The 25870-nt window shown below is 42.9% G+C and carries 18 protein-coding genes; 16 read left to right on the forward strand and 2 right to left on the reverse strand.

The window, feature by feature from the left end:
* Nucleotides 1-33 precede the first annotated feature (33 nt).
* From Q3A68_RS11485 to sov, 13 genes are all read left to right on the forward strand, one after another.
* Nucleotides 34-315 (forward strand): acylphosphatase, encoded by a 282-nt coding sequence (locus Q3A68_RS11485; RefSeq protein ID WP_302901229.1) that lies wholly within the window; start codon nucleotides 34-36, stop codon nucleotides 313-315.
* 19 nt (nucleotides 316-334) lie between these two features.
* Nucleotides 335-1858, forward strand: coding sequence for an oligosaccharide flippase family protein (locus Q3A68_RS11490; RefSeq protein WP_302901230.1), 1524 nt, complete (start codon nucleotides 335-337; stop codon nucleotides 1856-1858).
* A complete protein-coding gene (dut, locus tag Q3A68_RS11495; RefSeq protein ID WP_302901231.1) occupies nucleotides 1855-2289 on the forward strand; it encodes a dUTP diphosphatase in 435 nt (144 codons plus the stop codon). The genes Q3A68_RS11490 and dut overlap by 4 nt, the downstream gene beginning before the upstream one ends.
* Before the next feature lies 1 nt (nucleotide 2290).
* Complete coding sequence (locus Q3A68_RS11500; protein WP_302901232.1) at nucleotides 2291-4036, forward strand: tetratricopeptide repeat protein; 1746 nt, start codon at nucleotides 2291-2293, stop codon at nucleotides 4034-4036.
* Nucleotides 4014-4802 carry a lipoprotein insertase outer membrane protein LolB1 gene (gene lolB1 / locus Q3A68_RS11505; protein WP_302901233.1) on the forward strand — a complete coding sequence of 263 codons (789 nt, stop codon included), beginning with the start codon at nucleotides 4014-4016 and terminating at the stop codon, nucleotides 4800-4802. The genes Q3A68_RS11500 and lolB1 overlap by 23 nt, the downstream gene beginning before the upstream one ends.
* Before the next feature lie 19 nt (nucleotides 4803-4821).
* Complete coding sequence (locus Q3A68_RS11510; protein ID WP_302901234.1) at nucleotides 4822-6114, forward strand: murein hydrolase activator EnvC family protein; 1293 nt, start codon at nucleotides 4822-4824, stop codon at nucleotides 6112-6114.
* A gap of 58 nt (nucleotides 6115-6172) precedes the next feature.
* A complete protein-coding gene (locus Q3A68_RS11515; RefSeq protein WP_302901235.1) occupies nucleotides 6173-6637 on the forward strand; it encodes a Sec-independent protein translocase subunit TatA/TatB in 465 nt (154 codons plus the stop codon).
* A 28-nt stretch (nucleotides 6638-6665) separates the two neighbouring features.
* Nucleotides 6666-6848 carry a twin-arginine translocase TatA/TatE family subunit gene (gene tatA, locus Q3A68_RS11520; RefSeq protein WP_302901236.1) on the forward strand — a complete coding sequence of 61 codons (183 nt, stop codon included), beginning with the start codon at nucleotides 6666-6668 and terminating at the stop codon, nucleotides 6846-6848.
* A 91-nt stretch (nucleotides 6849-6939) separates the two neighbouring features.
* The gene (gene gatA / locus Q3A68_RS11525) at nucleotides 6940-8367 is read left to right on the forward strand and encodes an Asp-tRNA(Asn)/Glu-tRNA(Gln) amidotransferase subunit GatA (protein ID WP_302901237.1); all 1428 of its coding nucleotides are present in this window, start codon (nucleotides 6940-6942) and stop codon (nucleotides 8365-8367) included.
* A gap of 65 nt (nucleotides 8368-8432) precedes the next feature.
* On the forward strand, nucleotides 8433-9593 hold the full coding sequence (locus tag Q3A68_RS11530) for a lytic transglycosylase domain-containing protein (RefSeq protein WP_302901238.1): 1161 nt from the start codon (nucleotides 8433-8435) through the stop codon (nucleotides 9591-9593).
* Nucleotides 9594-9701: 108 nt separating this feature from the next.
* Nucleotides 9702-12017, forward strand: coding sequence for an NADP-dependent malic enzyme (locus Q3A68_RS11535; RefSeq protein ID WP_302901239.1), 2316 nt, complete (start codon nucleotides 9702-9704; stop codon nucleotides 12015-12017).
* A gap of 18 nt (nucleotides 12018-12035) precedes the next feature.
* Nucleotides 12036-12620 (forward strand): Holliday junction branch migration protein RuvA, encoded by a 585-nt coding sequence (gene ruvA, locus Q3A68_RS11540; RefSeq protein WP_302901240.1) that lies wholly within the window; start codon nucleotides 12036-12038, stop codon nucleotides 12618-12620.
* A gap of 24 nt (nucleotides 12621-12644) precedes the next feature.
* Complete coding sequence (gene sov, locus Q3A68_RS11545; protein ID WP_302901241.1) at nucleotides 12645-19694, forward strand: T9SS outer membrane translocon Sov/SprA; 7050 nt, start codon at nucleotides 12645-12647, stop codon at nucleotides 19692-19694.
* Nucleotides 19695-19750: 56 nt separating this feature from the next.
* Here the strand turns inward: sov and Q3A68_RS11550 are convergent, their stop codons facing one another.
* Both Q3A68_RS11550 and Q3A68_RS11555 read right to left on the reverse strand, forming a co-directional pair.
* The gene (locus tag Q3A68_RS11550; RefSeq protein WP_302901242.1) at nucleotides 19751-20467 is read right to left on the reverse strand and encodes a head GIN domain-containing protein; all 717 of its coding nucleotides are present in this window, start codon (nucleotides 20465-20467) and stop codon (nucleotides 19751-19753) included.
* An 81-nt stretch (nucleotides 20468-20548) separates the two neighbouring features.
* Nucleotides 20549-22375 carry a hypothetical protein gene (locus Q3A68_RS11555; RefSeq protein ID WP_302901243.1) on the reverse strand — a complete coding sequence of 609 codons (1827 nt, stop codon included), beginning with the start codon at nucleotides 22373-22375 and terminating at the stop codon, nucleotides 20549-20551.
* 202 nt (nucleotides 22376-22577) lie between these two features.
* On the opposite strand from Q3A68_RS11555, the gene miaB reads away from it, so the two are divergent.
* From miaB to Q3A68_RS11570, 3 genes are all read left to right on the forward strand, one after another.
* Nucleotides 22578-24026 (forward strand): tRNA (N6-isopentenyl adenosine(37)-C2)-methylthiotransferase MiaB, encoded by a 1449-nt coding sequence (gene miaB / locus Q3A68_RS11560; RefSeq protein WP_302901244.1) that lies wholly within the window; start codon nucleotides 22578-22580, stop codon nucleotides 24024-24026.
* A gap of 74 nt (nucleotides 24027-24100) precedes the next feature.
* A complete protein-coding gene (locus Q3A68_RS11565; RefSeq protein ID WP_302901245.1) occupies nucleotides 24101-25339 on the forward strand; it encodes a sigma-54 interaction domain-containing protein in 1239 nt (412 codons plus the stop codon).
* Nucleotides 25340-25342: 3 nt separating this feature from the next.
* The gene (locus Q3A68_RS11570; protein WP_302901246.1) at nucleotides 25343-25858 is read left to right on the forward strand and encodes an LptE family protein; all 516 of its coding nucleotides are present in this window, start codon (nucleotides 25343-25345) and stop codon (nucleotides 25856-25858) included.
* Nucleotides 25859-25870 lie beyond the last annotated feature (12 nt).

The following is a 25870-nucleotide window of genomic DNA, read 5'->3' on the forward strand; positions in this document are numbered from 1 at the left end:
CTCAGTTGAACTTAATCTAACTCAATCAACTCAATGATCCATTTCGATATAATAGTAAAGGGCAAAGTGCAGGGTGTATTCTACAGGGCATCCACAAAGGCGGTGGCCGACCAGCTGGGTATAAAAGGGTATATAAAAAATGAGGAGAATGGGGATGTTGCAATAGCTGCCGAAGGGGATAAAATGAGCATGGATATGTTTTTGGATTGGTGCAAGGAGGGCCCGGAAGATGCGATAGTAACTTCGGTGGAGAGCCATGAAGGGGAATTGAAAAACTATCGTAATTTTGAAGTTGTAAAAAAGAAGCTACTTTAAGCCTTGTAAAAAATTATCATTGTCAACAGCTAAAAAGTTTGCCGGGCAAACTGCTATATATGGTCTGAGTACCATTATTTCCCGGATGATATATTTTATTCTTACGCCAATTTATACACGAACGCTTCCCGTTGGCGGCAATGGTATATTCACGACTATGTACGGTAATGCTTCTATTGTAAATGCGATACTTGCATTTGGCATGGAGACTACCTATTTCAGATATCTGCAAAAGCGTGAGGAAAACAAGCAGCAGGTTTACAACAATGCGTTTGCTGCAGTAGTGGCAGTCTCTGTAGTGTTCCTCGTATTCTGTTTGCTTTTTTTAAATCAGATTATTAATTACATGCAGGCAGGTGTGGCAAGAGATCATGCTGACTATGCGTTTTATGTAAAAAGTTTTCTAGTCATTCTGGTAGTTGATGCTTTTTGCGTAATACCCTTTGCCAAGATACGCGCTGATGGTCGTCCAGTCAGGTATGCAGTAATAAAATGCACTAATATATTCTTTGTAATGGCATTTAACTTGTTTTTCCTCTTCGGCGTTCCTTATATGATTAAACATCATTTAATGGGGGCAGAATGGATGCTTAGTTGGTATCGACCACATTGGGTAGGGTACGTGTTTCTAGCTAACGCCACGGCCAGTATATTAACGGTCGTTTTATTATTGCCTGAAATATTAAAGCTGAAACTAAAATTTGATGGCTCTATGTTCAGGGAAATGTTTGCATATAGTTGGCCTGTACTTATCGCAAATATCTCATTCATTATTAATGAGTCATTAGATAAGGTGATGCTAAAACATATGCTGCCACAAACAATCAGTGATCAGCAGGTAGGCATTTATGGCACCTGTGCTAAAATAGCCATTTTTTTGAGCGTTTTTGTACAAGCTTTCCGTCTCGGAGCTGAGCCTTTCTTTTTTAGCCATGCGAAAAATAAAAATTCAGGAGATACCTATGCCCGTATTATGAATTATTTTGTGATCACGGTTGCGATAATATGTGTTGCCGTGATAGCTAATGTAAATATTGTGGCATTAATCATAGTGGGAAAACAAAGTTATAATGTCCATGGTCACATGGTTGATAATGTATATTGGTCTGGCCTGAGTGTAGTCCCTCCGTTATTATTTGGCTATTTAAGCTTGGGTATTTATATGAATCTTTCTGTTTGGTACAAACTCTCAGATCAAACTAAATATGGACTATATATTTCTGGAATTGGCGCTGTTTTGACAATAATTTTAAACTGGGTCTTCATTCCCAAATTCAGTTATATGGCATCAGCATGGATATCATTAATTGCCTACGCCACCATGATGATATTATCCTATATATGGGGGCAAAAAAATTATAATATCCCATATAATTTGAAAAAGAATCTGGCTTATATAATTATTTCGGTAATACTCGTTTATTTATCATTCCATGTATTTAAACGTAATATATTTGCAGGTAACGCACTACTTATTTTATTCGTTACAGGCACATACTTTGTGGAAAGGAAGGAACTAAAAGCCATATTTACCAAGCAATGAACATCAGGATAATCAACAGGTCGAAAAATACTTTACCTGCTTATGAAACTATACACTCAGCAGGCATGGACCTGCGTGCCGATCTTGAAAGCCCGGTATTGCTTAATCCAATGGAGCGCAAACTGATCCCAACGGGGCTATATATTGAATTGCCTGAAGGGTACGAGGCACAGATAAGGCCCCGAAGCGGTTTGGCTTATAAACATGGCATCAGTATTGTTAATTCTCCGGGAACCATTGATGCTGATTATCGTGGTGAAATAAAGGTATTGCTGATCAATCTGTCAAACGAACCCTTTGAAATAAATTCGAGCGACCGGATAGCGCAAATGATTGTATCAAAGCACGAAAAAGTTGAATGGCAGCAAGTAGAAATATTAAATGAAACAACACGCGGTGCCGGCGGTTACGGACATACGGGAGTAGGATAAGATGAGATACGGGCTGGGCATAGTTTTAGGTTTGATGGTGTTGCCGGGATTGGTCTTTGCACAAAAGAACAAACCGGCTAATGGGAATCGTGTGGTAATGGTTGTGGGCAGACCGATGACAGCCGATGACAGCCTGATGGTGCGCCAACTTTTCTTTTCAGCGCTGCGCGAAAAAACAGTTGAGAATTTTACACTTGCGACCGAAGAGTTTAACCAGATACTCTCGATGGATCCACAGAATGATGCTACTTTGTTTGAGTTGGCTAATCTGGCTAAATTAAAAAATAACTATTCCGACGCCCGCGATTTTCTGGAAAAGGCAGTAACTGTAAAACCCGATAACCAATGGTATTGGGTTGCGCTGGCTGATTGCTACGAAAAAAACAACGAGATAGATAAGCTGGAAAATGTTTTCAATGAACTGATCAGGATCGATCCAGATAAAGTAGATTATTACTATGACAAGGCCAACGTTTACTTTTTGCAAAAAAGATATGATGATGCCCTGGGAGTATATAAGCAGATCGAAGAAATATCCGGAATCACAGATGACCTTGTTGCTAAGCGTCAGGCTATTTATCTGAAACAAGGAAGGGTAGATCAGGCCGCTGCCGATATGGAAGCTATGATTGCTGCTAATCCTACCCAGGTAAGATACTATCTGTTTCTCGCTGAAGTTTACAATTCAAACGGTTTACAGGATAAAGCGCTAGCAACATTACAGTCGGCTGAAAAGATCGACCCCAATAATGGGCAGGTGCATCTGGCTCTCGCAGATATTTATCGCGATAAAAAAGATAATGAACATAGCTATAACGAACTTACTGCAGCTTTTACTGTTTCTGACCTGGATATCGATCAGAAATTGAAGATCGTATTAAACTATGTTCCGAAATTCCCAGATGCGAACGCTAAAGCCAGTGCGTTGGAGCTAAGCCGGTTGCTGACCGTCGCCCATCCGGATGATTCGAGGGCCTTTGCTTTGTACGCCGATATGCTTTTGCAAAACGGTAAGTATAAGGAAGCAAAAGAGAATTATAAAAAGTCGGTTCAGATGAATGGACAGGTATACGAGGTGCGCGAACAATTGATCAGACTGGAATTAGGCGATAATGATATCGATGGCGCCTTAAAAGATGGCCAGGATGCCCTATCGCTTTTCCCCAACCAGGCGTGGCTTAATTACTTAGTGGGAGTAGCCTATCAGCAGAAAAAAGATTTTAAAAAGGCTGTTGAATATGTGAAAAACGCGTCCGAACTGGAGACCCAGGATAAAGAGCTTTTATCGCAGGCATATTCGTCCCTCGGGGATTGCTACCATTCATTAAATGATCTTACTAAATCAGATCAGTCTTATGAGAAGGCATTAACCTATAATCCGGATAATTCCTACACCCTAAATAATTATGCGTATTACTTATCGATACGTGGTATTCAGCTAGATAAGGCGGCCGAAATGTCAAAGCATTCAAATGAGCTTCAGCCCGGTACCGCATCTTTTGAAGATACCTATGCCTGGATATTATTTAAGCAGAAAAAATACGCCGAAGCAAAAACCTGGATGGAAAAGGCCTTGGTACATAATAATAAAGATAACAGCCCGGTACAATATGAGCACTATGGCGATATCATGTTTCAATTAGGTGATATAAATACAGCCCTGCAAAACTGGAAAAAAGCAAAAGATAACGGCGGCGGTTCCCCCATTTTAGAGAGAAAAATAAATGAGAAGAAATACGTTGAATAAGCTGCTTATTGTTTGTATGTGTAGTTTGCTTGCAGTGTTTGGCTGCAAGCCGAAAAAACAAACAATAGCGGCCCCTAAACCTGTAGCAACTGTACCTGATAAGTCGCTGAGCAAACTGGACGCTATCCGGGCAAGTCAGTTGAGTTATAATACGTTCTCGGGTAAGGCAAAAACCAGGCTCGATATTAATGGCAGCAGTAATGATGTGACGCTGAACATCCGTATACAAAAAGGCAAAAAAATATGGGTTTCGGTTACCGCTATAGCAGGCATTGAAGTTGCCAGGGCATTGATTACCCCCGATAGCTTATGGGTGATTAATAAATTACAGGGCCTGTATCTGCAAAGGCCTTTCGCATACATCTATTCCTATACAAGTCGCCAGATAAATTTTGATTCTTTAGAGGCGCTTTTGGTTGGTAATGCCATTCCACAATTAATAAATGAGGACGCTAAACTGCAGGCAGATAGTGGTCGTACCGTAATGTTGGGTAATCTGCAGGAGTTAACCTACAAGCTGGTTTTGGGTATTGATCTGAAGTCTAATCATACTGAACTCATCGACCAGGATGCAGGTCAGTCGTTAACAATAGATAACAGTGCGTTTATAGCGGCGACGAATAGGGTGCTGCCTTCCCAGATCGATATGTCATCGGTGATGCCCAAGAAGAAGGTTAAAATGAATTTGCATTACATCAAAGCTGATTTTGATCAGCCGCTCGAATATCCTTTTAGTATTCCGTCGGGGTATTCTCCGGCTAAGTAAATTTTATATTTTTGAGTTAATGAAATTTTTAAAAATAGTACTCTTTCTGATCGGTGTATTTATTGCAGTTGGCGTGCATGCCCAAAGCAGTGATGAATTAAAAAGACGCCGTGATAAATATAACGAGGAGCTGGAAAAGCTTAACCACGAATATGAACAGACGGTGAACGATAAGCGGAGCACTTTAAAGCAGCTCAGCTTGTTAAAGGCGCAGATCAATCTTCGCGAGCAAAAGATCAGCAATATCAACTCGCAGGTAAGATTGCTGGATAATCAGATATCTGAGAGTACAAATACAGTGCATAGTTTGCAAAGTCAATTGGACCAGTTGCGGAAACAATATGCAGCGATGATCCTGTTTGCTTACCGGAATAAGAGTTCGTACAATAAGCTGATGTTTATTTTTGCATCTAAAGATTTCAATCAGTCCTATAAACGTCTAAAATACTTGCAGCAATTTGCATCGTATCGTGAGCGGCAAGCGAATTATATTATGGGGACGGAAAAAGACCTCCATATAAAAATAAACGAACTGGATAATACCAAAAAAGAAAAGAATACGCTGCTAAACGACCAGGTTAAAGAAAAGGAAACACTGGGCAAACAACGCAAAGACCAGACGCAGGTAGTGGTTGAACTTTCGCGCCAGCAGGGGCAGCTAAAGGATCAGCAGAGAGATCTGCAGCGTAAGATCGCGAAGACCAACCAGGAAATCAATGCAGCCATCAGACGAGAGATTGAGGAGCAACGCAGAAAAGCTGAAGCTGCTGCAAAAGCTGCCGCCGCTGCCGCTGCTGCTGCAGGGGTAAGTCCTACTAACAAAAATGTTACAAATGCGCCAAAAACGATTACATCAAAGTCGACCACCAGTGAGGTATTGAATGCTACGCCAGAAGCAGCCCGTTTATCAAATGACTTTTTGGGTAACAGAGGTAGCCTTCCATGGCCAGTAACCAATGGCGTTGTTGTGCAGGGATTCGGTAAATATATGAGCGAGGGCATTACCAGCGAAAGCAATGGAGTCGACATAAAAACCAACGCGGATGCTTCTGTAAGGGCTGTTTTTCAGGGAGATGTAAGAGCGGTACACAATACCATGGGTACCTATTTCGTTGTTATACAACACGGGGAATACTTTACCGCTTATTCAAATATGAAAACGGTGAGTGTATCTGTGGGCCAAAAAGTAAGTACTAAACAAAATATCGGGACAGTAGCACTTGAAAGTGTTACGGGTATTCCTAAGCTGAGTTTCCAGGTATGGAAGGGTGCAACACCGGTTAACCCGTCAGCCTGGTTAACGCCTCAATAATAATTGTTTAAAATTTGTCCCATATTATTCTCTATATTTGTAAATTAATTTTTGATGTATGTCTAGTTGTGTTTTATTGTTCTTGAATATTGGCGGTCCTGAAATGATTCTGATCATTTTTGTGGCGTTGTTGCTTTTTGGGGGCGAAAAGCTACCTCAAATTGCACGTGGTTTGGGAAAGGGGATAAGGGATTTCAAGGACGCTTCGGAAGGAGTAAAGCGTGAAATAACTAACCAGATCAATAATTACGAAGAGAAAAAACCAGAGCCGCCGGTTGAAGAACCTATGGCAGAATTGCCTGCAGCGACAACTGAAGAACACCTTGCTGTGACCGAAGCAGAGACTACCAATCACGAAAACGCGACCATCAACCCTACGCCAGAACCGCAGGGTGTACCTAATACCATACCATACAATGAGAATTATGGGAAAGTTTCAGAAAATCACGTAACTGAAGTGCATCACACGGAAACGGCGAGTACTGAAACCCATACCGAACCAATTAAAACAACACACGAATAAATAAAACAATAACATAAAAATTAAAAACATGGGCTCATTAGGCGCACCAGAAATCATTCTGATCATCATTGCAATATTGATACTGTTTGGAGGTAAAAAAATTCCTGAACTAATGAAAGGTTTAGGAAAGGGTATGAAGGAATTCAAAGACGCTCAGAACGGCGAAAGCAGCAACCCAACTAATACCACAACAGAAGAAAAAAAGAGCTAATCTTTCGGGGTTAATTCTATATAATAATTGCTGATACAAACTTATCTGCTGAAATTTCCATTTCAACGGATAAGTTTTTTATTTTAGGCCCATGACTAAGTTTTATTCCTCTTTGGATGAGATAAAGAGGGAAATTCAGACTGGCGGGATCACTGTAGAAGGATTAGTGAAAAACTATCTCGCCCAAATAAAATCAAATGCACATCTGAATGCATTTAATGAAGTTTTTGAATCAGAGGCGCTTGCCAATGCAAAAACTGTTGATGCACGTATTAAAGCAGGTACTGGCGGTCGTCTTGCCGGTATGGTGATCGGCATTAAGGATAATATTTGCTACAAAGGGCATAAAGTATCCGCCTCATCCAAAATATTAGACGGATTTACTTCAGTTTACTCATCTACCATAGTTGAGCGTCTATTAGCAGAAGATGCTGTGATCATCGGTCGCTGTAATTGCGATGAGTTTGCGATGGGCGCCTCAAATGAGAATTCTTACTATGGTCCGGTAAAGAACTATGCCAATAACAAAAGGGTTGCCGGTGGCTCATCAGGTGGTTCAGCTGTTGCTGTTCAGGCCAATATGTGCCATGCTGCAATCGGTACTGACACAGGGGGTTCGGTAAGGCAACCTGCTTCATTTTGTGGTCTGGTTGGATTGAAGCCAACTTACGGCAGTATTTCAAGACATGGTATTATTGCCTACGCATCATCATTTGATCAGGTTGGTCCTATCACGCGCTCTGTTGAAGACGCCGCGCTTTTACTGGAAATTATGGCCGGTGCTGATGAATACGACAGCACACTTTCACAATCACCGGTTCCAAAATATACCGGTGCATTGTCATCTGATAAATCGAAAAAGAAAATCGCTTATATACAAGAGGCTTTATCAAGCCCGGGAGTGGATTCAGAAGTGAAAAGTGCATTGGTTCAGTATATCGATAAGCTTCGTGCTGATGGCCATACCGTCAAACCAATCGCCTTTGAATATCTGGACTATATCGTACCGACTTATTATATACTGGCAATGGCCGAGGCATCATCCAACCTGTCCAGGTATGATGGTGTTCATTATGGTTATCGCAGCCCGCGGGCAACAGATTTGCAATCAACCTACAAACGTTCACGATCTGAAGGTTTTGGTAAAGAGGTAAAACGCCGTATTATGCTGGGTACTTTTGTGTTGAGTGCCGGTTATTATGATGCCTATTATGCTAAAGCACAGAAAGTTCGCAGGCTGATAAAGGAAAAAACAGATAGTTTGTTAGAAGAATTCGACTTCATATTAACCCCCACGGCGCCCGAGCCGGCTTTCCTGATTGGAAAAAAAGAAAAAGATCCCGTTGTAACGTATCTTTATGATATTTTTACCGTACAAGCATCATTAGCCGGTGTACCAGCAATTTCTTTGCCTGCCGGAACGAATAATGAGGGCTTGCCTTTAGGGTTACAACTTCTCACTAAGCGTTTTGCAGAGCAGGAACTACTAAATTTTTCCAAATATTTCTTAGGACTATAAGAAATTTAATATATTAGGAAAGATTTTCGTTGGGGCAACGGCATAAAATCAAACCTGGTTAAGAAATGAAGAGATTTTTTGTGAGCGTTTTCTTACTGTGTTCGTTGAATGCTGTGAACGCTGCCCCCAAACTTTTCCGTGATTCATCCCGTACACTTGTTCAGTCCAGAGATGGTGTTTTGGATACCATTATGGTGCCTGTTTTGAATGCTGCTCCCATTAGTGCGTATCAGGGTAGCATTTACAAACGCCGTTTGGATTCTATTCAAAAAGAAGTGCCGCTGGATTACAATGCCTATGTACAAAGCTACATCGATACTTATACTACAGGCAATCAGCGCGAGAGCCTCGGCCGTATTATCGGCTTGACCAAATATTACTTCCCGATCTACGAAAAGATCTTCCATGATGCAGGCATACCTGAAGAGATCAAATACCTTTCGATAGTTGAATCACAGTTGAATCCATATGCTGTGTCAAGGGTAGGCGCTACCGGTCCGTGGCAGTTTATGGGCACAACCGCAAGGATTTACGGTCTCAACATGGACACTTATGTAGATGAGCGCCGTGATCCGATACAATCAAGCTATGCGGCAGCTGCTTACCTAAAAGACGCCTATCAGCAATTTGGCGACTGGCTGACTGCCATCGCATCCTACAACTGTGGGAAAAGCAATGTACTGAGGGCGATAGAACAGGCAAATGGCGCCACCGATTTTTGGTCTATCCGCCAGTATTTACCCGTTGAAACAAGAGGCTACGTACCTGCTTATATCGCGGTTACTTATGTAATGAACTATTATAAAAAATACAATATAGTGCCACAGAGTTGTAATCTGACGATGATGAAAACCGATACTGTTTTGGTGAATAAATTTATCTCATTGAACAGTGTTGCCAGGGTATTAAACATTAGTCTTGCACAATTGACCCAACTGAATCCGTCATATAAGGTGATGATCATTAATGGCAGCCCTTCAGCGCCAAAAACGCTGGTGATTCCGCAGTCGGCTAAAGAAAAATATAGCACCTTATATAACTCAATCAATGCTGACCTTGGGTACATTCAATTAGATAAGGGCATACTGCAATATTCTGTTGATAAAGCAGCCGAAACGGAGTTGAACAGTTATTACAGATCGAAGAAACGTTCACGCAGAAACCCGAACAGGCAATATTTTTCATATAGCGTGAATCATAATACACAGCAGATCAGTAAAAGTTGATCGGCTATAAGAATATTTGAAAGCCCGGTTCTTCGTATAATTAGGACCGGGCTTTTATTTTATATCAGGTCAAAAAGAATTGTAATTTTGGGTCTTGAACTTATAACCATGGATAAACCTAACGTACGAAGACAGGATGCTCTCGACTATCATTCAAACGGGCGCCCTGGAAAGATACAGGTTGTACCGACTAAACCGACCAACTCTCAACGGGATCTGACATTAGCCTATTCTCCGGGTGTTGCCGATCCGTGTTTGCAGATAGCCGATAACATAGATGATGTATATAAATATACTGCTAAGGGTAACCTGGTGGGAGTGATTACGAATGGAACGGCCGTTTTAGGTTTGGGTAACATCGGCCCGGAGGCCAGCAAGCCGGTAATGGAAGGGAAAGGCCTGCTATTCAAGATATATGCCGATATCGACGTGTTCGATCTGGAAGTAAATGCCAAAACGGTTGATGAGTTTGTAGCCATTGTAAAGGCCCTCGAGCCAACATTTGGCGGGATCAATCTGGAAGATATATCAGCGCCAACCTGTTTTGAAATAGAACGTCGACTGAAAGCTGAAATGAAAATTCCGGTGATGCACGACGACCAGCATGGCACCGCGATTATATCCGGTGCAGCGTTGATCAATGCCTGCGAAATACAGGGTAAAAAGCTGGATAAGATAAAAATGGTAGTGAACGGTGCAGGGGCAGCCGCTGTTTCCTGTTCAAAAATATACCTTTCGCTAGGGGTAAAGAAAGAGAACCTCGTGATGTTCGACATTAATGGTTTGATCACTCCACAACGCACTGATCTGGACGAAATGCGCCTGCAGTTTGCCACCGACCGTAAGGACATTACTACATTGAAAGATGCCATGAAAAATGCGGATGTGTTTATCGGTCTTTCGGCAGGTAATGTGGTAACTGCCGATATGCTAAAGGGGATGGCAAAAAACCCGATCGTATTTGCGATGGCCAATCCGGTTCCTGAAATAGATTATGATACCGCTGTTCAGGCACGCAAGGATATCCTGATGGCTACCGGTCGTGTTGATTATCCAAATCAGGTGAATAATGTATTGGGGTTCCCCTACATATTCAGGGGCGCACTGGATGTTCGGGCCACTGCTATTAATGAAGAAATGAAACTGGCAGCGGTGAGGGCCATTGCAGATCTGGCTAAAAAACCTGTGCCGGAAGCGATCAACCTGGCCTATAATACCAATAGCCTCAAATTTGGGAAAGATTATATCATTCCAAAACCGATGGATCAGCGTTTGATCACTGTGGTTTCATCTGCGGTAGCCAAAGCGGCAATAGAATCAGGCGTAGCCCGCCTACCCATTACCGACTGGGATGCGTATCGTGAGCAGTTGCGATTGCGAATAGGCGCAGATGACCGTTTGCTTCGTAACATTGCCAATAAGGCTAAACAGAATCCAAAACGAGTAGTATTTGCGGAAGCGGATAATTACAAGATACTGAGGGCCGCCGAGATAGTTAAAGAGGAAAAAATTGCCACCCCAATATTGTTAGGTAATGCAGGACGAATAAGGAAGATCATCAAAGAAAATGCGCTTGAACTGGATGGTGTAGAGATTATCGATCCGCGTGAGGATTGCGCCAATTTTGAGGAATACGCCGAATATCTGTACCAGAAACGCCAACGGAGAGGTATTACATTGCATGAAGCCAGGAAAATGACCCACCAGCGTAACTATTATGGGGCCTGTATGGTTCAGTTTGGCCGGGCTGATGCATTGATATCCGGTTTGACCAAAGATTATGTATCAACCATTAAGCCTGCCTTGCAGATCATCGGTATTGAAGAAGGTGTGAATCGTGTAGCAGGAATGTACCTGATGATGACCAGCAAAGGCCCGGTATTTATAGGTGACCCAACTGTTAATGTCGACCCTACCGTGGAAGAGCTCATTGATATTACCGTGCTGATCGATCATTCGGTAAGGCAATTCAATATCAAACCACGTATTGCTGTGCTATCCTACTCGAACTTCGGTTCAAACGAAGGTCCAATACCGTTTAAGACCCGCGAGACCGTGCGCATACTGCATGAACGGTATCCGGATATGATCGTTGACGGCGACATGCAGGCCAACTTCGCTCTGAATTCAAGTCTGCTCGCAGATAATTTCCCATTCTCCGTGCTCAATGGCGCTCCGGCGAACACCCTGATTTTTCCTAACCTTGAATCAGGCAACATTGCCTACAAGCTATTACAGGAAGTAGGAGGAGCTGAGGCCGTAGGCCCGATTTTGCTCGGACTCAAAAAATCGGTGCACGTACTTCAGCTTGGTAGTTCCGTAAGGGAAATTGTGAACATGGTGACTATCGCCGTAGTAGATGCACAGGGAAAGGCAGAAAATGCCGCAAACGTAACTAATAACGCTAATTCACGTACACGTTAATAATCGCTCAGAAATAGAATGTACGCATATATTGATGGAAAATTGGCTTATAAAAGCCCTTCATATGTGGTAATTGAGGCGGGTGGTGTAGGCTACCATATCAACATATCATTAAGTACTTATTCAAAGCTGGGCGACAGCGAAAAATGTAAGCTGTTTACATGGTTGCATGTGAAGGAAGACGGGCATACGCTCTACGGTTTTGCTGATGAGGGCGAGCGTAGACTGTTCCTTCATTTGATATCTGTTTCAGGGATCGGCCCTAATACCGGGCGGATGATGTTATCATCCATTACTCCTGAAGAGATACAAACAGCCATTGTAAAAGGCGATGTCCCTTTGATACAGCGGATTAAGGGCATTGGCCCCAAATCGGCGCAGAGGCTTGTATTGGAATTGCAAGATAAACTACGCAAAGAAGGACCTGATACATTGATCGCGGTGCCATCGAACAAAACAGTAAAAGACGAAGCATTGTCGGCGCTGATTATGCTGGGATTTGCAAAAAATGCTGTTGAGAAGGTATTAGAGCAGGAATTGAATAAAAATAGCCACGATTTAACAGTGGAGCAATTAATTAAATCTGCGCTAAAAAGCTTATAATTACGAATATTTTTACCATTCCGATTGGGTCCGAAATTTACTCTTAAAGCTGTCACAATAGCCTTACTTATCACTGCGATTTGCGGTATCAGAAGCGCTTTTGCCCAACAGCAGCCAGTAAAGAAAAAGGACTCTTTACTCATTACAAGCCCTTTTACTGGTACAGAATCGAGAAATAATCAATTGCGTCAGGGCTTATTGGAAGTCGATCCACCAAATCTGGTGCGTACTTTTGAGTATAACCCGGCAACGAATCAATACATCCTGTATGAAAGAGTGGGTAATTATCTGTATCGCCCACCACGTTATCTTACCGTTGAGCAATACCTGCAACTGAGACAAAGAGAAGAAGAACGGAATTATTTTAAACAACTGTCAGATAATTACGCTTATCAATCGCAACAGCCTGGTTTTATTCCCAGTGTGAGTGTGCGCAGCCGCACTTTTGCGCAGATATTCGGCAGCGATGTAATTTCTATACGGCCGCAGGGTTCGGCAGAAATGATCATGGCCGGGCAGATCAACAGTAACCAGAACCCACTGTTCAGCACCCGTCAGCGTAATCAGTTCAATTTCAATTTTGATCAGCGCATCCAGATGAATGTGACCGGTTCGATCGGTGATAAACTGAAAATCACGACCAACTACAATACCGAAGCACAGTTTCAATTCGAAAACCAGATAAAACTGGATTATACCGGCACACCTGACGAGATCATACAAAAAGTGGAAGTTGGTACCGTTAGTTTCCCACTGCCTACCACACTCATAACAGGTACACAAGCCCTGTTCGGTATTAAAACCAAACTGAAATTTGGCAGGCTGAACGTAACCAGCATCTTCTCGCAACAGCGTTCACAATCAAAATCGCTGACCATTACCAACGGGGCACAGCAGGGCACTTTTTCACTTACACCTGCTGATTACGAAGCCAACAAGCACTACTTCCTATCGCAATATTTCAGGGATAATTATAACAAGGCACTAGCCAATATCCCGATCATTAGCTCGAATATCAATATTACGCGTATCGAGGTTTGGGTGACTAACCGCACCAACAGCACCACTGGTTCGCGTGATGTAGTCGGTTTTATGGACCTTGGCGAAAACAAGCCGTACAACACCGCGCTGGTACAGGGCGGGGCTGGGTACAGTGCGCTACCTGCGGGTTTTTCGGGCCCTGGATTTGCACAACAGTCCAACTCTCTGCTTAAGGGGCTGCCTGCAGCGGCAAGGTTATCTAGCTCGAATGCTATCGTAAGCTATTTCCAGGGTTCTGGTGGTACGAACAACTATGCAAAGCTGACTTATGCACGTAAGCTGACCGAAAAGGAATATACGCTGAGCCCACAGTTAGGTTATATCTCATTAAACAATGCCCTGAACAATGATGAAGTATTGGCTGTAGCCTATCAGTATACTGTAAATGGTGTTCAATACCAGGTGGGTGAGTTCTCGACAGATATCCCGGTTAACCCCAATACGCCACAGGTATTGTACGTAAAGTTGTTGAAGAACTCTTTGCTGAAAACCAACCTCCCTACCTGGAAGCTGATGATGAAAAACATCTATTCGTTAGGTGCATTTCAGATCAGTCCGAATAATTTCAGGTTGAATATTTCAAGGCTTGATGAAAAATCGGGCATCGCCAAACCAATAATGGATGAGGGGATCCATACCAAAAGTAAGCTCTGGATACAATTGCTGGGCTTAGATAACCTTGATCCGCAGAATGATAAAAAGCCGGATGGGGTGTTTGACTTTTTGCCCGGAGTCACCATCGACCCGACGAACGGACGACTGGTATTCCCTGTCCTGGAACCCTTCGGTTCCGATCTGGCAAAACAGTTTGACCCGGGCGAGCAGGATTTAATCAAACGTTATGTTTACCAACCGATATATGATTCGACCAAGACTATAGCCCAACAATTCTTTCCGCAGTTGAACCGGTATATCATGAAAGGTACCTATTCTTCGCAGGGCGGATCAGAGTATCAGTTGAATGCAACGAATATTCCACAGGGAGCAGTTGTGGTAAACGCTGGTACAATTAAACTGGTTGAAGGAACAGACTATACTGTTGATTATACCGCCGGAAGGTTAAGGATATTGAACCAGGCATTGCTCGCCTCAGGGCAGCCGATCACAGTGAATATCGAGAACAACGAATTATTCGGCGTTCAGCAGAAATCATTATTCGGTTCAAGGTTTGACTATAAGGTAAATGATAACCTGGCTTTAGGTGCTACGGTGATGCATCTGACCGAGCAACCGATCACCCAAAATGAAGTTATCGGCCAGGAATCGATTTCGAATACCATGTATGGGTTCGACGTTAATTATAATTCTAACTCCCGTTTCCTTACCCGTTTGGTTGATAAAATACCGCTCATTACTACCAAAGTACCTTCATCAGTAACTTTTAATGGCGAGTTTGCCCAGTTGCTGCCGGGCAACCCGTCGGCGTTGAATTTTGCCGGTTCAAAAAATGGCACTTCTTACCTGGATGACTTTGAAGCCAGTCAGTCAATTATTGATTTGAAGAGTGCTTCAACCTGGCAAATTTCGGGTACGCCGCAAATGTTTGCCGAATCAAGGAATTTTAATAATCTGAGTTATGGCTATAACCGTGCACGCTTAGCTTTTTATAATATAGACCCGATTTTTTATGCAGGTGGCACCATCCCGGTATCACGTACAGAATTATCAAAACCATATGTGAGACAAGTGCTGGAGACAGAGGTGTTCCCATTCAGGCAATCGGTTACCGGCGAGCCGCTGACTCTGCCAACTTTAGACCTGGCGTTTTATCCAACCGTGCGTGGTCCTTATAACTATGCTACCACAGGTATTAATAACGACGGAACGCTGGCAAACCCGAAAAGCCGTTGGGGCGGTATGTTCAGAGGAATATCCACGACAGACTTTGAATCGCTAAATGTGCAATACATCGAGTTTTGGGTGATGGATCCGTTTATCGGAAAACCTAACTCACAGGGCGGCGATTTGTATTTCAATCTCGGTAATATATCAGAAGATATATTGCTCGACGGTCGTAAAGGTTTGGAAAACGGGATTCCGGTAAATGGAGATCAGAGTCAGGTAGATAGCACAGCTTGGGGTAAAGTGGCAAAACTGCAGCCTGTTGTAAATGCTTTCGACAATAACCCGAACAATCGTGCTATACAGGACGTAGGCTTGGATGGTTTAACTGATGCCGAAGAAAGATCAAAGTTCGGAAATGTCGTTCAGCAGGTTCGTGCAGAGGTGAACCAACAAGCGGCCAGTAACTTCGCAGCCGACCCGTCATCAGATGACTATCAATACTACCAGGGCCCTCAACTCGATCAGGCTCAGGCAGGTATTCTTGATCGCTACAGCAAATACAACGGTACCGAAAGTAACTCAAAAACGGCACAGCAGTCACAGGCGCTGTTAGGTTTATCCACTTCGGCATCAACGTCATTGCCGGATGCAGAAGATGTAGACAGGGACAATAACATGAACCAGGATGATGAATATTTCCAGTACCATGTGTCTATTCGTCCGCAGGATATGGTTGTTGGACAGAATTTCATTAACGATAAGGTAACCTCGCAGGTTTTGCTGCCCAATGGCGAAAAGCAATCCGTAACCTGGTATCAGATACGTATTCCGATCTCTGCCTACCAAACAGCGGTTAACAATATCCAGGATTTCAAATCGATCCGCTTCATGCGTATGTTCATGACCAATTTTGCCGATACCGCTATTTTGCGTATGGCAACATTGCAGTTGGTAAGAGGTGAATGGAGGGCATTTAATACAGAAAATAACCCACAGAATGTGATTGCTGATCCGGCTATTGTCAATCCTGCTTTGGATAATTCCACGCTGGACGTAGAAACAGTAAGTATTGAGCAGAACGGTAACCGTACGCCGATTCCATATGTAGTTCCGCCAGGTATTCAACGTCAACGTAACTATAATAACCTGCAAACTAACACCAGGCTTAATGAACAATCACTTTCACTGAACTTCGCTAACGTGCGCGATGGTTATTCAAGAGCGGCGTTTAAACCTTTCAATAATGACCTTCGTAAGTACAAACGCCTGCAGATGTTCATTCATGCTGAAGGTTCACAGTTGAAGAATAATGATGCAAGTGCATTTATTCGTTTGGGTATCGATTATATTGATAACTACTACGAATACGAAATACCACTTTCAGTTACGCCTTCAGGCACTTCGGATCCCGGCGCAATATGGCCGGCCGAAAACGAGCTCGACTTGCAGCTTTCATTATTGACAAATGCCAAAGTTGCCCGTAATAATGCAAAACTGAACGGGCAGCCATGGCCTTTAAATGTGCCGTTTACATTATCGGACGGTCGCAATAAGATAACAATCAAAGGTCAGCCTGATTTGAGTCGCCTTGCAGCGGTCATGGTCGGTGTGAGGAACCCTTTGCGAACCAGTTCGACTTCAGCCACGGATGATGGGCTCTCTAAAACAGGTATTTTGTGGTTTGACGAATTGCGTTTAACAGATTTTGATAATAAAGGTGGTTGGGCAGCGACGGGTAGGTTAGATGCGAAGCTGGCTGATTTTGCTACGGTGACAGTATCCGGCAGTAAAACTACGGTGGGCTTTGGTGCGTTGGATTCGCGCCTGGCAGACCGGAGCATGAATGACACCCGTGTTTATGATGTATCCGGTAATATCGAATTAGGTAAATTCTTCCCGGATAAGAGCGGAGTGCATATTCCACTATATGTAGATGTTTCAAAGCAGGTAAGTATGCCGCAATACGATCCCGCGTCACCAGACGTCACCCTGAAACAGACACTGTCGAATGCAACCAGTAGTAAACAACGCGACTCGATACAGAATGCGGCTGAAGACTATACCATGCGCAAGAGTTTTAACCTGACCAATGTGCACAAGGCTAAAACCAGCACTACGGCGAAAAGTCATTTTTATGATATAGAGAATTTTAATGCGACCTATTCCTATACGGAATTGGATCATCATGATTTTACTACCGAGAGTGATTTTGAAAAAAACTATCATGCCTCTGTGTCCTATAACTTTAGTACAACGCCATCCTATATCAGTCCGCTTCAAAAGATCATTAAGAATAATACGCTGGCCCTGATAAGGGATATCAATTTCAACTTGATCCCGACCAGGGTAAATTATAGCATCAATTTTGACCGTTTTTACTCGGAAAATACCTTGCGGAACAACGACCCGTCTAATCTTATACCGATCCCAACAACCTATAATAAAACATTCAATATTACCACCATGTATGGCCTTGGCTGGAACCTGACCAAGTCGTTAACGCTGGATATTGATGCGATCAACCTGGCAACAGTTGACGAACCATCCGGCAGACTGAATGGTTTAAAAAGGGATACATTATGGGATAATATTTTGAGATTGGGCCGTACTACCAACTATAACCATACGCTGACATTCAACTACAATGTACCGATCAATAAAGTGCCGTTTATGGATTGGACGAGCGTGATAGCCCGTTATAGCACACACTTCACCTGGCAGGCGCAGCCGCTCTTTGCGATTAATGACCCTGCATTTAATGTAGGTAACAGCATACAGAACAAGCGCGAGATACAGATTAACCCCACTTTCAACTTTAACACACTTTACAACAAGATACGATACCTGAGAAATACAGCTAATCCGGGGAAAGATGATCAGCCGAGTGGTCTAAGAAAAGTTTTGGTTGGCTTGCTGACCAGCTTTAAGGATGCCAGCGTCGCCTATACCCGTGGTGACGGAACCTTCCTGCCGGGCTATTTGCCAGGTAGCGGTGTGGGCGGTGAGGATTTCAATTATAATGCACCCGGCATCGGCTTCCTGTTGGGCAGCCAGGCTGATATCAGGCAAAAGGCAGTAACCAAAGGTTGGATAACAACGGATACATTACAGAATCAGCTGTATGTAAGAAGCGTAAATGAAGATATTCACCTTAAAGCAAGCCTTGAGCCGTTTAAGTATTTAAAGATCGACCTGATCGCATTTAAAACGCAAGATCACAGCTATCAGACTAATTTTAAATATTTACCAACGACTGGAGCATTTCAGAACCTTTCACCTGTAACCACCGGTGATTATACTATTTCGTTTATGTCTATCGGAACAGCATTCTCGAAAATAAAGGGGGCTGATAACAACTCATCGGTTTATAATAAGTTTTTAAGCGATAGAGCGATCATTTCGCAACGCCTAGGCAGAAGCAATCCGAATTCGCTATCGCAGGTAGGCAATTACGCTGATGGTTACGGGCCTAATTCACAAAATGTGATCGTGCCGGCATTTCTTGCAGCTTACACCGGAAAGAGCCCGAACGGTATAGGTCTCAATGGTTTTCCAAATATCCCGATACCGAACTGGGATATCAGGTATAGCGGATTATCTCATATGCAGTTTTTCTCGGAGCTTTTCGAATCCGTCGATATAAAAGACGGCTACCGTTCAACTTATACTGTCGGCAACTATAGTACCCTGCTGCAATATGCAGAAACGGATGGCCATGTAAATTCACGCGATTTGAATAACGACTTCCTGCCTTTTTACCAGTTTAACTCGGTGACGATATTCGAGCAGTTTGTGCCATTATTTGGTATCGATGCCAGGTTTAAAAATAATCTGACCGCCAACCTGGAATACCGCAAGAGCCGTGCTCTGAGTATGAGTTTGACTAACAGCCAACTCTCACAGCAGAATGAAAATGACATTGTTTTCGGCTTTGGTTACAAGACCAAGAATTTCAGGTTCCCATTTGGCCTGTTTAGTAATACAAAACTAAATAACGACCTGACCTTTAAGGTTGACTTCTCGTTAAGGGACAATAAGACTTTAATATACCAGGCTGATGTTCCCGGAGCACAGGTATCGGCCGGTGCACAGAATATTACCTATCGCCCGGAAATTGACTATGTGATCAATCAAAGGTTCAATCTGAGCTTGTTCTACGATTCAAACCTGACAAGGCCGTACACCTCGCAAACCTTCAATACCGCATTTACCAACTTTGGTATCAACCTGAAATTATTACTGCAATAAAAAAACCGCCTTTTCTGGCGGTCTCGTGATTTAAAATATATGTTGATTTGAGAATGTTAGTCAGCTCTTGAAACTCTTCCTGAGCCAACAGTATGCGTATCGGTTATCGTCGCGTTGCCGGAATAAACAACATTCCCAGAACCTGTGATATGAGCAGAAACGGTTTTTTCAGCAGTTATGTATACATCTCCGGAACCGGTGATACCGGCACTCACAGCCTGTGCTTTCAATTCGCGGGCTTCGATTTGACCCGAGCCACTGATGCCAAGATCGGCATCGCCGCAGCTGCCTTTTAATTTGATGGAACCTGAACCGCTGATCTTGGCCCGCAAACCGTCAGATTTGATGGTTGCACTGATATTGCCTGAACCGCTCAAGACAGTTTTAAATTCATTTGAAGTGGAAATCGTACCTTCCACTTCCATACGACCTGAGCCACTATTGGTAAGAGCGTTTAATGATTTGGCAGAAACATAGATTTCAGCCTTGTGGATATTATTGTATCGGTTGCTCCACCTGTGATCTTTAAATTGAATTTTAAGGGTGTTGCCTTCCACAACGGTTTCAATTTCATCAATAAATTTGGTATCGGCTTCCACTTTTACGCTTTCTGAGCCAGCCATCTTGATATGAACATTAAATGGGCCACCCGAAGAAATGGCCGAAAAACCAGAAACTGAACGGTTTTGGGTAGACACATCCTGTGCCGAAGCTTTTATGGTTGCTGCAGCAATCAGAGCTGCTGATAATAGAGTGTATGCTAATTTTTTCATAACAGGTTACTTTTCTCAATAGACGCGGTATGACGGAGATACGTTGCATCGAAATAGAAAAGTAATCTAATGGAGTAAATCCTAATGCTGCTGAGCCTCTTCTTTTTGCTGCTTTTTTAGCTCTCGTCTTAATTTGCGTTCGGCCCGGCGTTGTTTTCTTTGTTCTTTCTTAACCAGGCGTTCCTGTTTTTTTATAGCCATGTCGGCTATCTTATTTTTAACGTCCTGCTGCATTTTTTCATCCAGACCGACACAAGGTTTAATGCCGGTGAGCAGTGTATGCCAGATATTTTTAAAGAAAGGATAATCCCGGGGGCGTTCATAATTCACATTAAAGGAACGGGGTGCCTCGCCCGGAGTATCAGGGTTATCATGTTTCAAAACCATCACATTGGCAAACAGGGAAGCAATGGTCATATGCTTCAGTTTATCATTTATCGTGTCAGCCTTCAGAACGGTTACTTTCAGATCATTATATAATAAAGCTACCCGGCCTTTTGATACACTATTATCCGCCTTTATGTCAAACTCAAAACTGGTTAGTCTTCCATTATTTACCTTAATTAACCCCAAAGGCATAATAGCCGGATTGAGCACCGTCAGATCCATTGGGCCGATGCTGCCTTTGTAGGTAAAGGGTAGATTTTCATCAGTAAGATTAAAGGTAAACTGCGCATCCAGCTTCCCACGATTCATGAAGTAGCTTGTCAGGTTTACTGAACAGATATTATTTCTGACAAGGGCCTGTTTATTGGTGGTTACATTTAAAATGCGGCCTGAGGAATTATTGAACGCAATCGTGCCCGTCTGATCGGACTTATGATTGTATTCCGTATAGGAGACATTGATGCGCTTTACATCTATAGTGTCGATATTCAGATCTGCCCTTATTTCCTTTAGCCCGAAGTTTGGATACGTTCGCTCCCTGTCAGTGATTTTAAGGATAAACTTGGGATTGCTGAACAAATTTAATGATCCGCTATTCAAAGTCATATGCGATGCGTTGATGACCCTGTATTTATGGTAGCCGAGGTAATCAAAATGATCTATCCTTAAGGTATCAAGATGTACATCGAATCGGTCTTTTTCGCTGTTTTTAAAAAACACATCGGGTTTTACCGGCTTCAGGTCAAGCCCCTGTATATCGAGCCGTGATGTTTTAGTAGAAAGGCGTAATGATTTGATCTTATACTGGTATAACCCATTTTTAGATCGACCTGAGTAGTTGTTCAGTTCGGCAACGATATCCCGGCAATATAATAATCTCGATTTGTCTGTTTGTGAAGCGGAATCTATAAGCATATCCGTTGCACTTAAATTCATTTCCTTTAGCTCGGAAATAGCAAGCTGATTTCCCGAATAGTCTTGATATTTCAACTGTACGTCACCTAAGATAATATCGCCGATATGGATGGATTTAAGTGAGCCGGATATCTTCTGATATAAAGTGCGGCGATCCTTTACCACTGTGTCTTTTAAATGATTTTGCTGGTAACTGACGTTCAATTCAGGTTGACTTAATACTATACGCCCTATTTCCAGTTTATGCTGAAAATAGAGCATGAACGGGTGCATATGAGAAATGATCAATCGCTTCACATGCAGCTCAACTAGGTTATTGGGTGCAAGATGGGCTTTAAGCCTTTGATTATATACTGCTGTGTCAGGTTTCAGAGTGATGTTATAAATGTCCAGCTCGCCTCTTAAAATATGGAATTTGGCATCTGAGAAATCAATAGTATAAAGACCCTCGCTACTGGTAGAGACTACACTCTTTACCCTTTTGGCCAAAATCGGCGACCAGTACTGATTCACAATAAAGGCCAGGATAAGAATAATCCCAACGAGTACCAGGAGAACGGTTAGTCCTATTTTATGCTTTTTGTGTTTAAGAAGGGTTATTGCCATCCTATTGCTCCTGGTTAGGTTGATGTTTATACGATGCTCCGCTTTGCCAAGTTAGCCAACTTCGGCCACTTCAACTGTATGCCTGGTTCTATTTTTTACAATATCACTACATAACAATTAGCTATTTGGTTTTGTTAAACGTGACAAACTGTCATTAAATTCTAAATTTTGTGTAATTTTGCGGTTCAATTTTATAGTATAGATGATGGATTTGATAATTCCCGATAAAATACACGACGAGAGCAGGCAGGGCGAGGCTTTGATACTGGAGCCGAAGGGAAAGAATAATGGGCGCAAGCTTTATATTGAAAGCTATGGCTGTGCTATGAATTTTTCGGATAGCGAGATCGTCGCTTCAATTTTGTCGGATCAGGGATTTGAAACCACCGGCGATTATAACAATGCTGACGTGATCTTCATTAATACCTGTTCTATCCGCGAGAATGCTGAGCAGCGCGTGCGTAACCGTCTGAAAGAATTTACAGTAGCCAAAGTGAAAAACCCGGGTCTGGTAGTTGGTGTTCTGGGCTGTATGGCGGAAAGATTGAAATCAAAGTTTCTGGAAGAAGAAAAATTGGTGGATGTTGTGGTTGGCCCCGATGCATACCGCGACCTTCCTGGATTGATAGATAAAGTAGATGATGGGCAAAAAGCGGTAAACGTATTACTATCCCGTGAGGAAACTTATGCGGACATTAACCCGGTACGTTTGAACAGTAATGGTATCAACGCCTTTGTGTCGATCATGCGTGGCTGCGATAATATGTGTTCGTTCTGCGTGGTGCCGTTTACCCGGGGTCGTGAGCGTAGTCGTGAACCACAGTCGATAGTAAAGGAATGTACTGATCTGTTTAACCAGGGATATCGCGAGGTTACCTTGCTGGGACAGAATGTAGATTCATATAAATGGAGCTCGGAGGTCGGAAGTCAGGAGTCAGAAGTCCGAAATCAGAAGTCAGAAGTTGTCAATTTTGCGAACTTACTTGAGATGGTTGCTTTGATTCATCCGGATCTACGGGTACGTTTCTCCACCTCTCATCCGAAAGATATTACCGATGAGGTACTTTATACTATTGCTAAATACGAGAATATTTGTAACTATATCCATCTTCCGGTACAATCGGGCAACAGTCGTATACTGGAACTGATGAACCGCACCTATGACCGCGAGTGGTATATAAACCGTGTGGATGCCATCCGCCGGATCATTCCTGGATGTGCTATCTCAACCGATGTTATCACTGGCTTCTGTACCGAGACGGATGAAGAACACCAGGATACTTTGAGCATGATGGATTATGTGCAATATGATTTTGCTTATATGTTCATGTATTCGGAGAGGCCGGGCACTTTGGCGGCAAAGCGTTATGCGGATGATATCCCGGGGGCTGTAAAAAGCAGCCGCCTGAAAGAGGTGGTGGCTAAACAGCAGCAATACTCTTATCAGCGTTTGCAGCAACAGCTGGGTAAAGTACAGAAAGTTTTGATCGAAGGTTTCTCAAAAAAATCAGATAAGGATTATTGCGGCCGGAGCGATCAGAATGCCATGGTCGTATTCCCCGTAGGCGAAAATTATAAACCAGGCCAATATGTGAATGTATTGGTTGAAAGAACAACTACGGCGACTCTTATTGGAAGAGTTATTAGCTAATTTGATGATCTGAAGATTTGAAAATGGCTCATCATCTTCAAATTTTCAAATTGCCAAATATTCAAATCGAATAAATGGAAGTACAAGAAATAAAACAGCGGTTTGGGATCATTGGTAGTTCGCCTCTGTTGAACAGGGCCATTACCATTGCCAACCAGGTTGCGCCAACAGATATATCAGTGCTGATTACCGGCGAAAGCGGAAGCGGTAAGGAGGTGTTTTCGCATATCATCCACCAGATGAGTCCGCGTAAGCATGGGCCTTTTATTGCCGTTAACTGCGGCGCTATTCCGGAAGGCACTATTGATTCAGAATTGTTCGGTCACGAAAAAGGTGCTTATACAGGTGCCGTTGGCGAACGAAAAGGATATTTTGAAACCGTAAACGGTGGTACCATCTTTTTGGACGAGATCGCCGAAATGCCATTAGGTACGCAGGCGCGTTTGCTCAGGGTATTGGAATCAGGCCAGTACATAAAAGTAGGTTCATCCAAAGTGGAGAAAACCAATGTGCGCGTGATTGCAGCTACAAATGTTGATGTATATGAGGCAGTTAAGAACGGCAAATTTCGCGAAGACTTGTATTATCGCCTAAATACGGTTCCTTTGCGCATACCTGCATTACGTGACAGAAAAGAAGATATTTACCTGCTCTTCAGAAAGTTCACAGCTGATTTTACCGACAAATACCGTACGCCGCCTATCCAACTGGATGATGAAGCGCAGCAATTGCTGATTAACTATTCATGGCCGGGTAACGTGCGTCAGTTGAAGAATATGGCTGAGCAACTGGCTGTATTGGAACGCGACAGATTGATCACAGCTCCAATTATTTTGAATTATATCCCTGCTGAATCAACCACCCGCAACTTACCAATGCGCCTAGAAAATCAGCCTAAAGAAGATTTTTCTGAACGCGACATATTATACAAAGTGCTGTTTGATATGAAGCGCGATATGAACGAGCTGAAAAAGCTGGTCGCAGATATTATTCAGCATGGTGGCGTAAGCCCGGATTATGCCGGCAAGCAGCAGAATTTGAGCCATCTTTACAGGGATATTGAATTGCCGGGAAGCACGCCTGAGACACAATTTACCATACAGCATCCCGTTATAAATACCGGTAACAATGGCGAATTTAATATTACTCATGAAGCTGAAGAGGTAGAGGAATCCTTATCGCTAATCGAAAAAGAATCGGACCTGATACGTAAAGCGCTAAAAAAACACAAAGGGAAACGTAAACTTGCCGCCAATGAACTGGGCATTTCTGAGCGGACCTTGTACCGTAAGATAAAAGAGTTAGATCTATAATTGATGATAAAAAGAATATTATTTATCCTGGTTGCTGTAAGTTCCTTGGTTTTATTTGCCCAATCGTGTACAATAAAACTAACTGGTGCCTCAACACAGGGATTAAAAACCATCAATGTGGGCTATTTTGAAAATAATGCCCAGCTAGTTGTTGGCAACCTTAGTCAAAACTTTACTGAAGCGCTGAAGAGCCGTATACGTACTACTACCAGCTTGTCAATTGTGCAGGGCGAAGCGGATGCCTCTATGACCGGAAATATTACAGGGTATACAATAGAACCCGTTTCTGTTCAGGCTACTAATAATAACGTAGCGCCTATAGCAGGTGCCAACAGATTGACGATTACCGTAAGTGTTACTTATACCAATAAGGCCGATAAAAAAAATAATTTTACACAATCCTTCCCCGCATTTGCTGATTTTACTGGTGATATTGCCGGAAAGGAGCAAGGTTTGATTGCGACAATCACCAAACAGCTGACGGAAGATATTTTTAACAGAGCCTTTGCTAATTGGTAAAGCAATTTGTAG

Origin of the sequence: Mucilaginibacter tolerans, assembly GCF_030519375.1 — a bacterium.
Lineage (GTDB): Bacteria > Bacteroidota > Bacteroidia > Sphingobacteriales > Sphingobacteriaceae > Mucilaginibacter.

Excerpts from the sequence above, each read along its gene's own strand:
- Q3A68_RS11485 (WP_302901229.1), top strand. The coding sequence starts at position 34 with ATGATCCATTTCGATATAATAGTAAAGGGCAAAGTGCAGGGTGTATTC.
- dut (WP_302901231.1), top strand. The coding sequence starts at position 1,855 with ATGAACATCAGGATAATCAACAGGTCGAAAAATACTTTACCTGCTTAT.
- Q3A68_RS11500 (WP_302901232.1), top strand. The coding sequence starts at position 2,291 with ATGAGATACGGGCTGGGCATAGTTTTAGGTTTGATGGTGTTGCCGGGA.
- lolB1 (WP_302901233.1), top strand. The coding sequence starts at position 4,014 with ATGAGAAGAAATACGTTGAATAAGCTGCTTATTGTTTGTATGTGTAGT.
- Q3A68_RS11510 (WP_302901234.1), top strand. The coding sequence starts at position 4,822 with ATGAAATTTTTAAAAATAGTACTCTTTCTGATCGGTGTATTTATTGCA.
- Q3A68_RS11515 (WP_302901235.1), top strand. The coding sequence starts at position 6,173 with ATGTCTAGTTGTGTTTTATTGTTCTTGAATATTGGCGGTCCTGAAATG.
- tatA (WP_302901236.1), top strand. The coding sequence starts at position 6,666 with ATGGGCTCATTAGGCGCACCAGAAATCATTCTGATCATCATTGCAATA.
- gatA (WP_302901237.1), top strand. The coding sequence starts at position 6,940 with ATGACTAAGTTTTATTCCTCTTTGGATGAGATAAAGAGGGAAATTCAG.
- Q3A68_RS11530 (WP_302901238.1), top strand. The coding sequence starts at position 8,433 with ATGAAGAGATTTTTTGTGAGCGTTTTCTTACTGTGTTCGTTGAATGCT.
- Q3A68_RS11535 (WP_302901239.1), top strand. The coding sequence starts at position 9,702 with ATGGATAAACCTAACGTACGAAGACAGGATGCTCTCGACTATCATTCA.
- ruvA (WP_302901240.1), top strand. The coding sequence starts at position 12,036 with ATGTACGCATATATTGATGGAAAATTGGCTTATAAAAGCCCTTCATAT.
- Q3A68_RS11550 (WP_302901242.1), bottom strand. The coding sequence starts at position 20,467 with ATGAAAAAATTAGCATACACTCTATTATCAGCAGCTCTGATTGCTGCA.
- Q3A68_RS11555 (WP_302901243.1), bottom strand. The coding sequence starts at position 22,375 with ATGGCAATAACCCTTCTTAAACACAAAAAGCATAAAATAGGACTAACC.
- miaB (WP_302901244.1), top strand. The coding sequence starts at position 22,578 with ATGATGGATTTGATAATTCCCGATAAAATACACGACGAGAGCAGGCAG.
- Q3A68_RS11565 (WP_302901245.1), top strand. The coding sequence starts at position 24,101 with ATGGAAGTACAAGAAATAAAACAGCGGTTTGGGATCATTGGTAGTTCG.
- Q3A68_RS11570 (WP_302901246.1), top strand. The coding sequence starts at position 25,343 with ATGATAAAAAGAATATTATTTATCCTGGTTGCTGTAAGTTCCTTGGTT.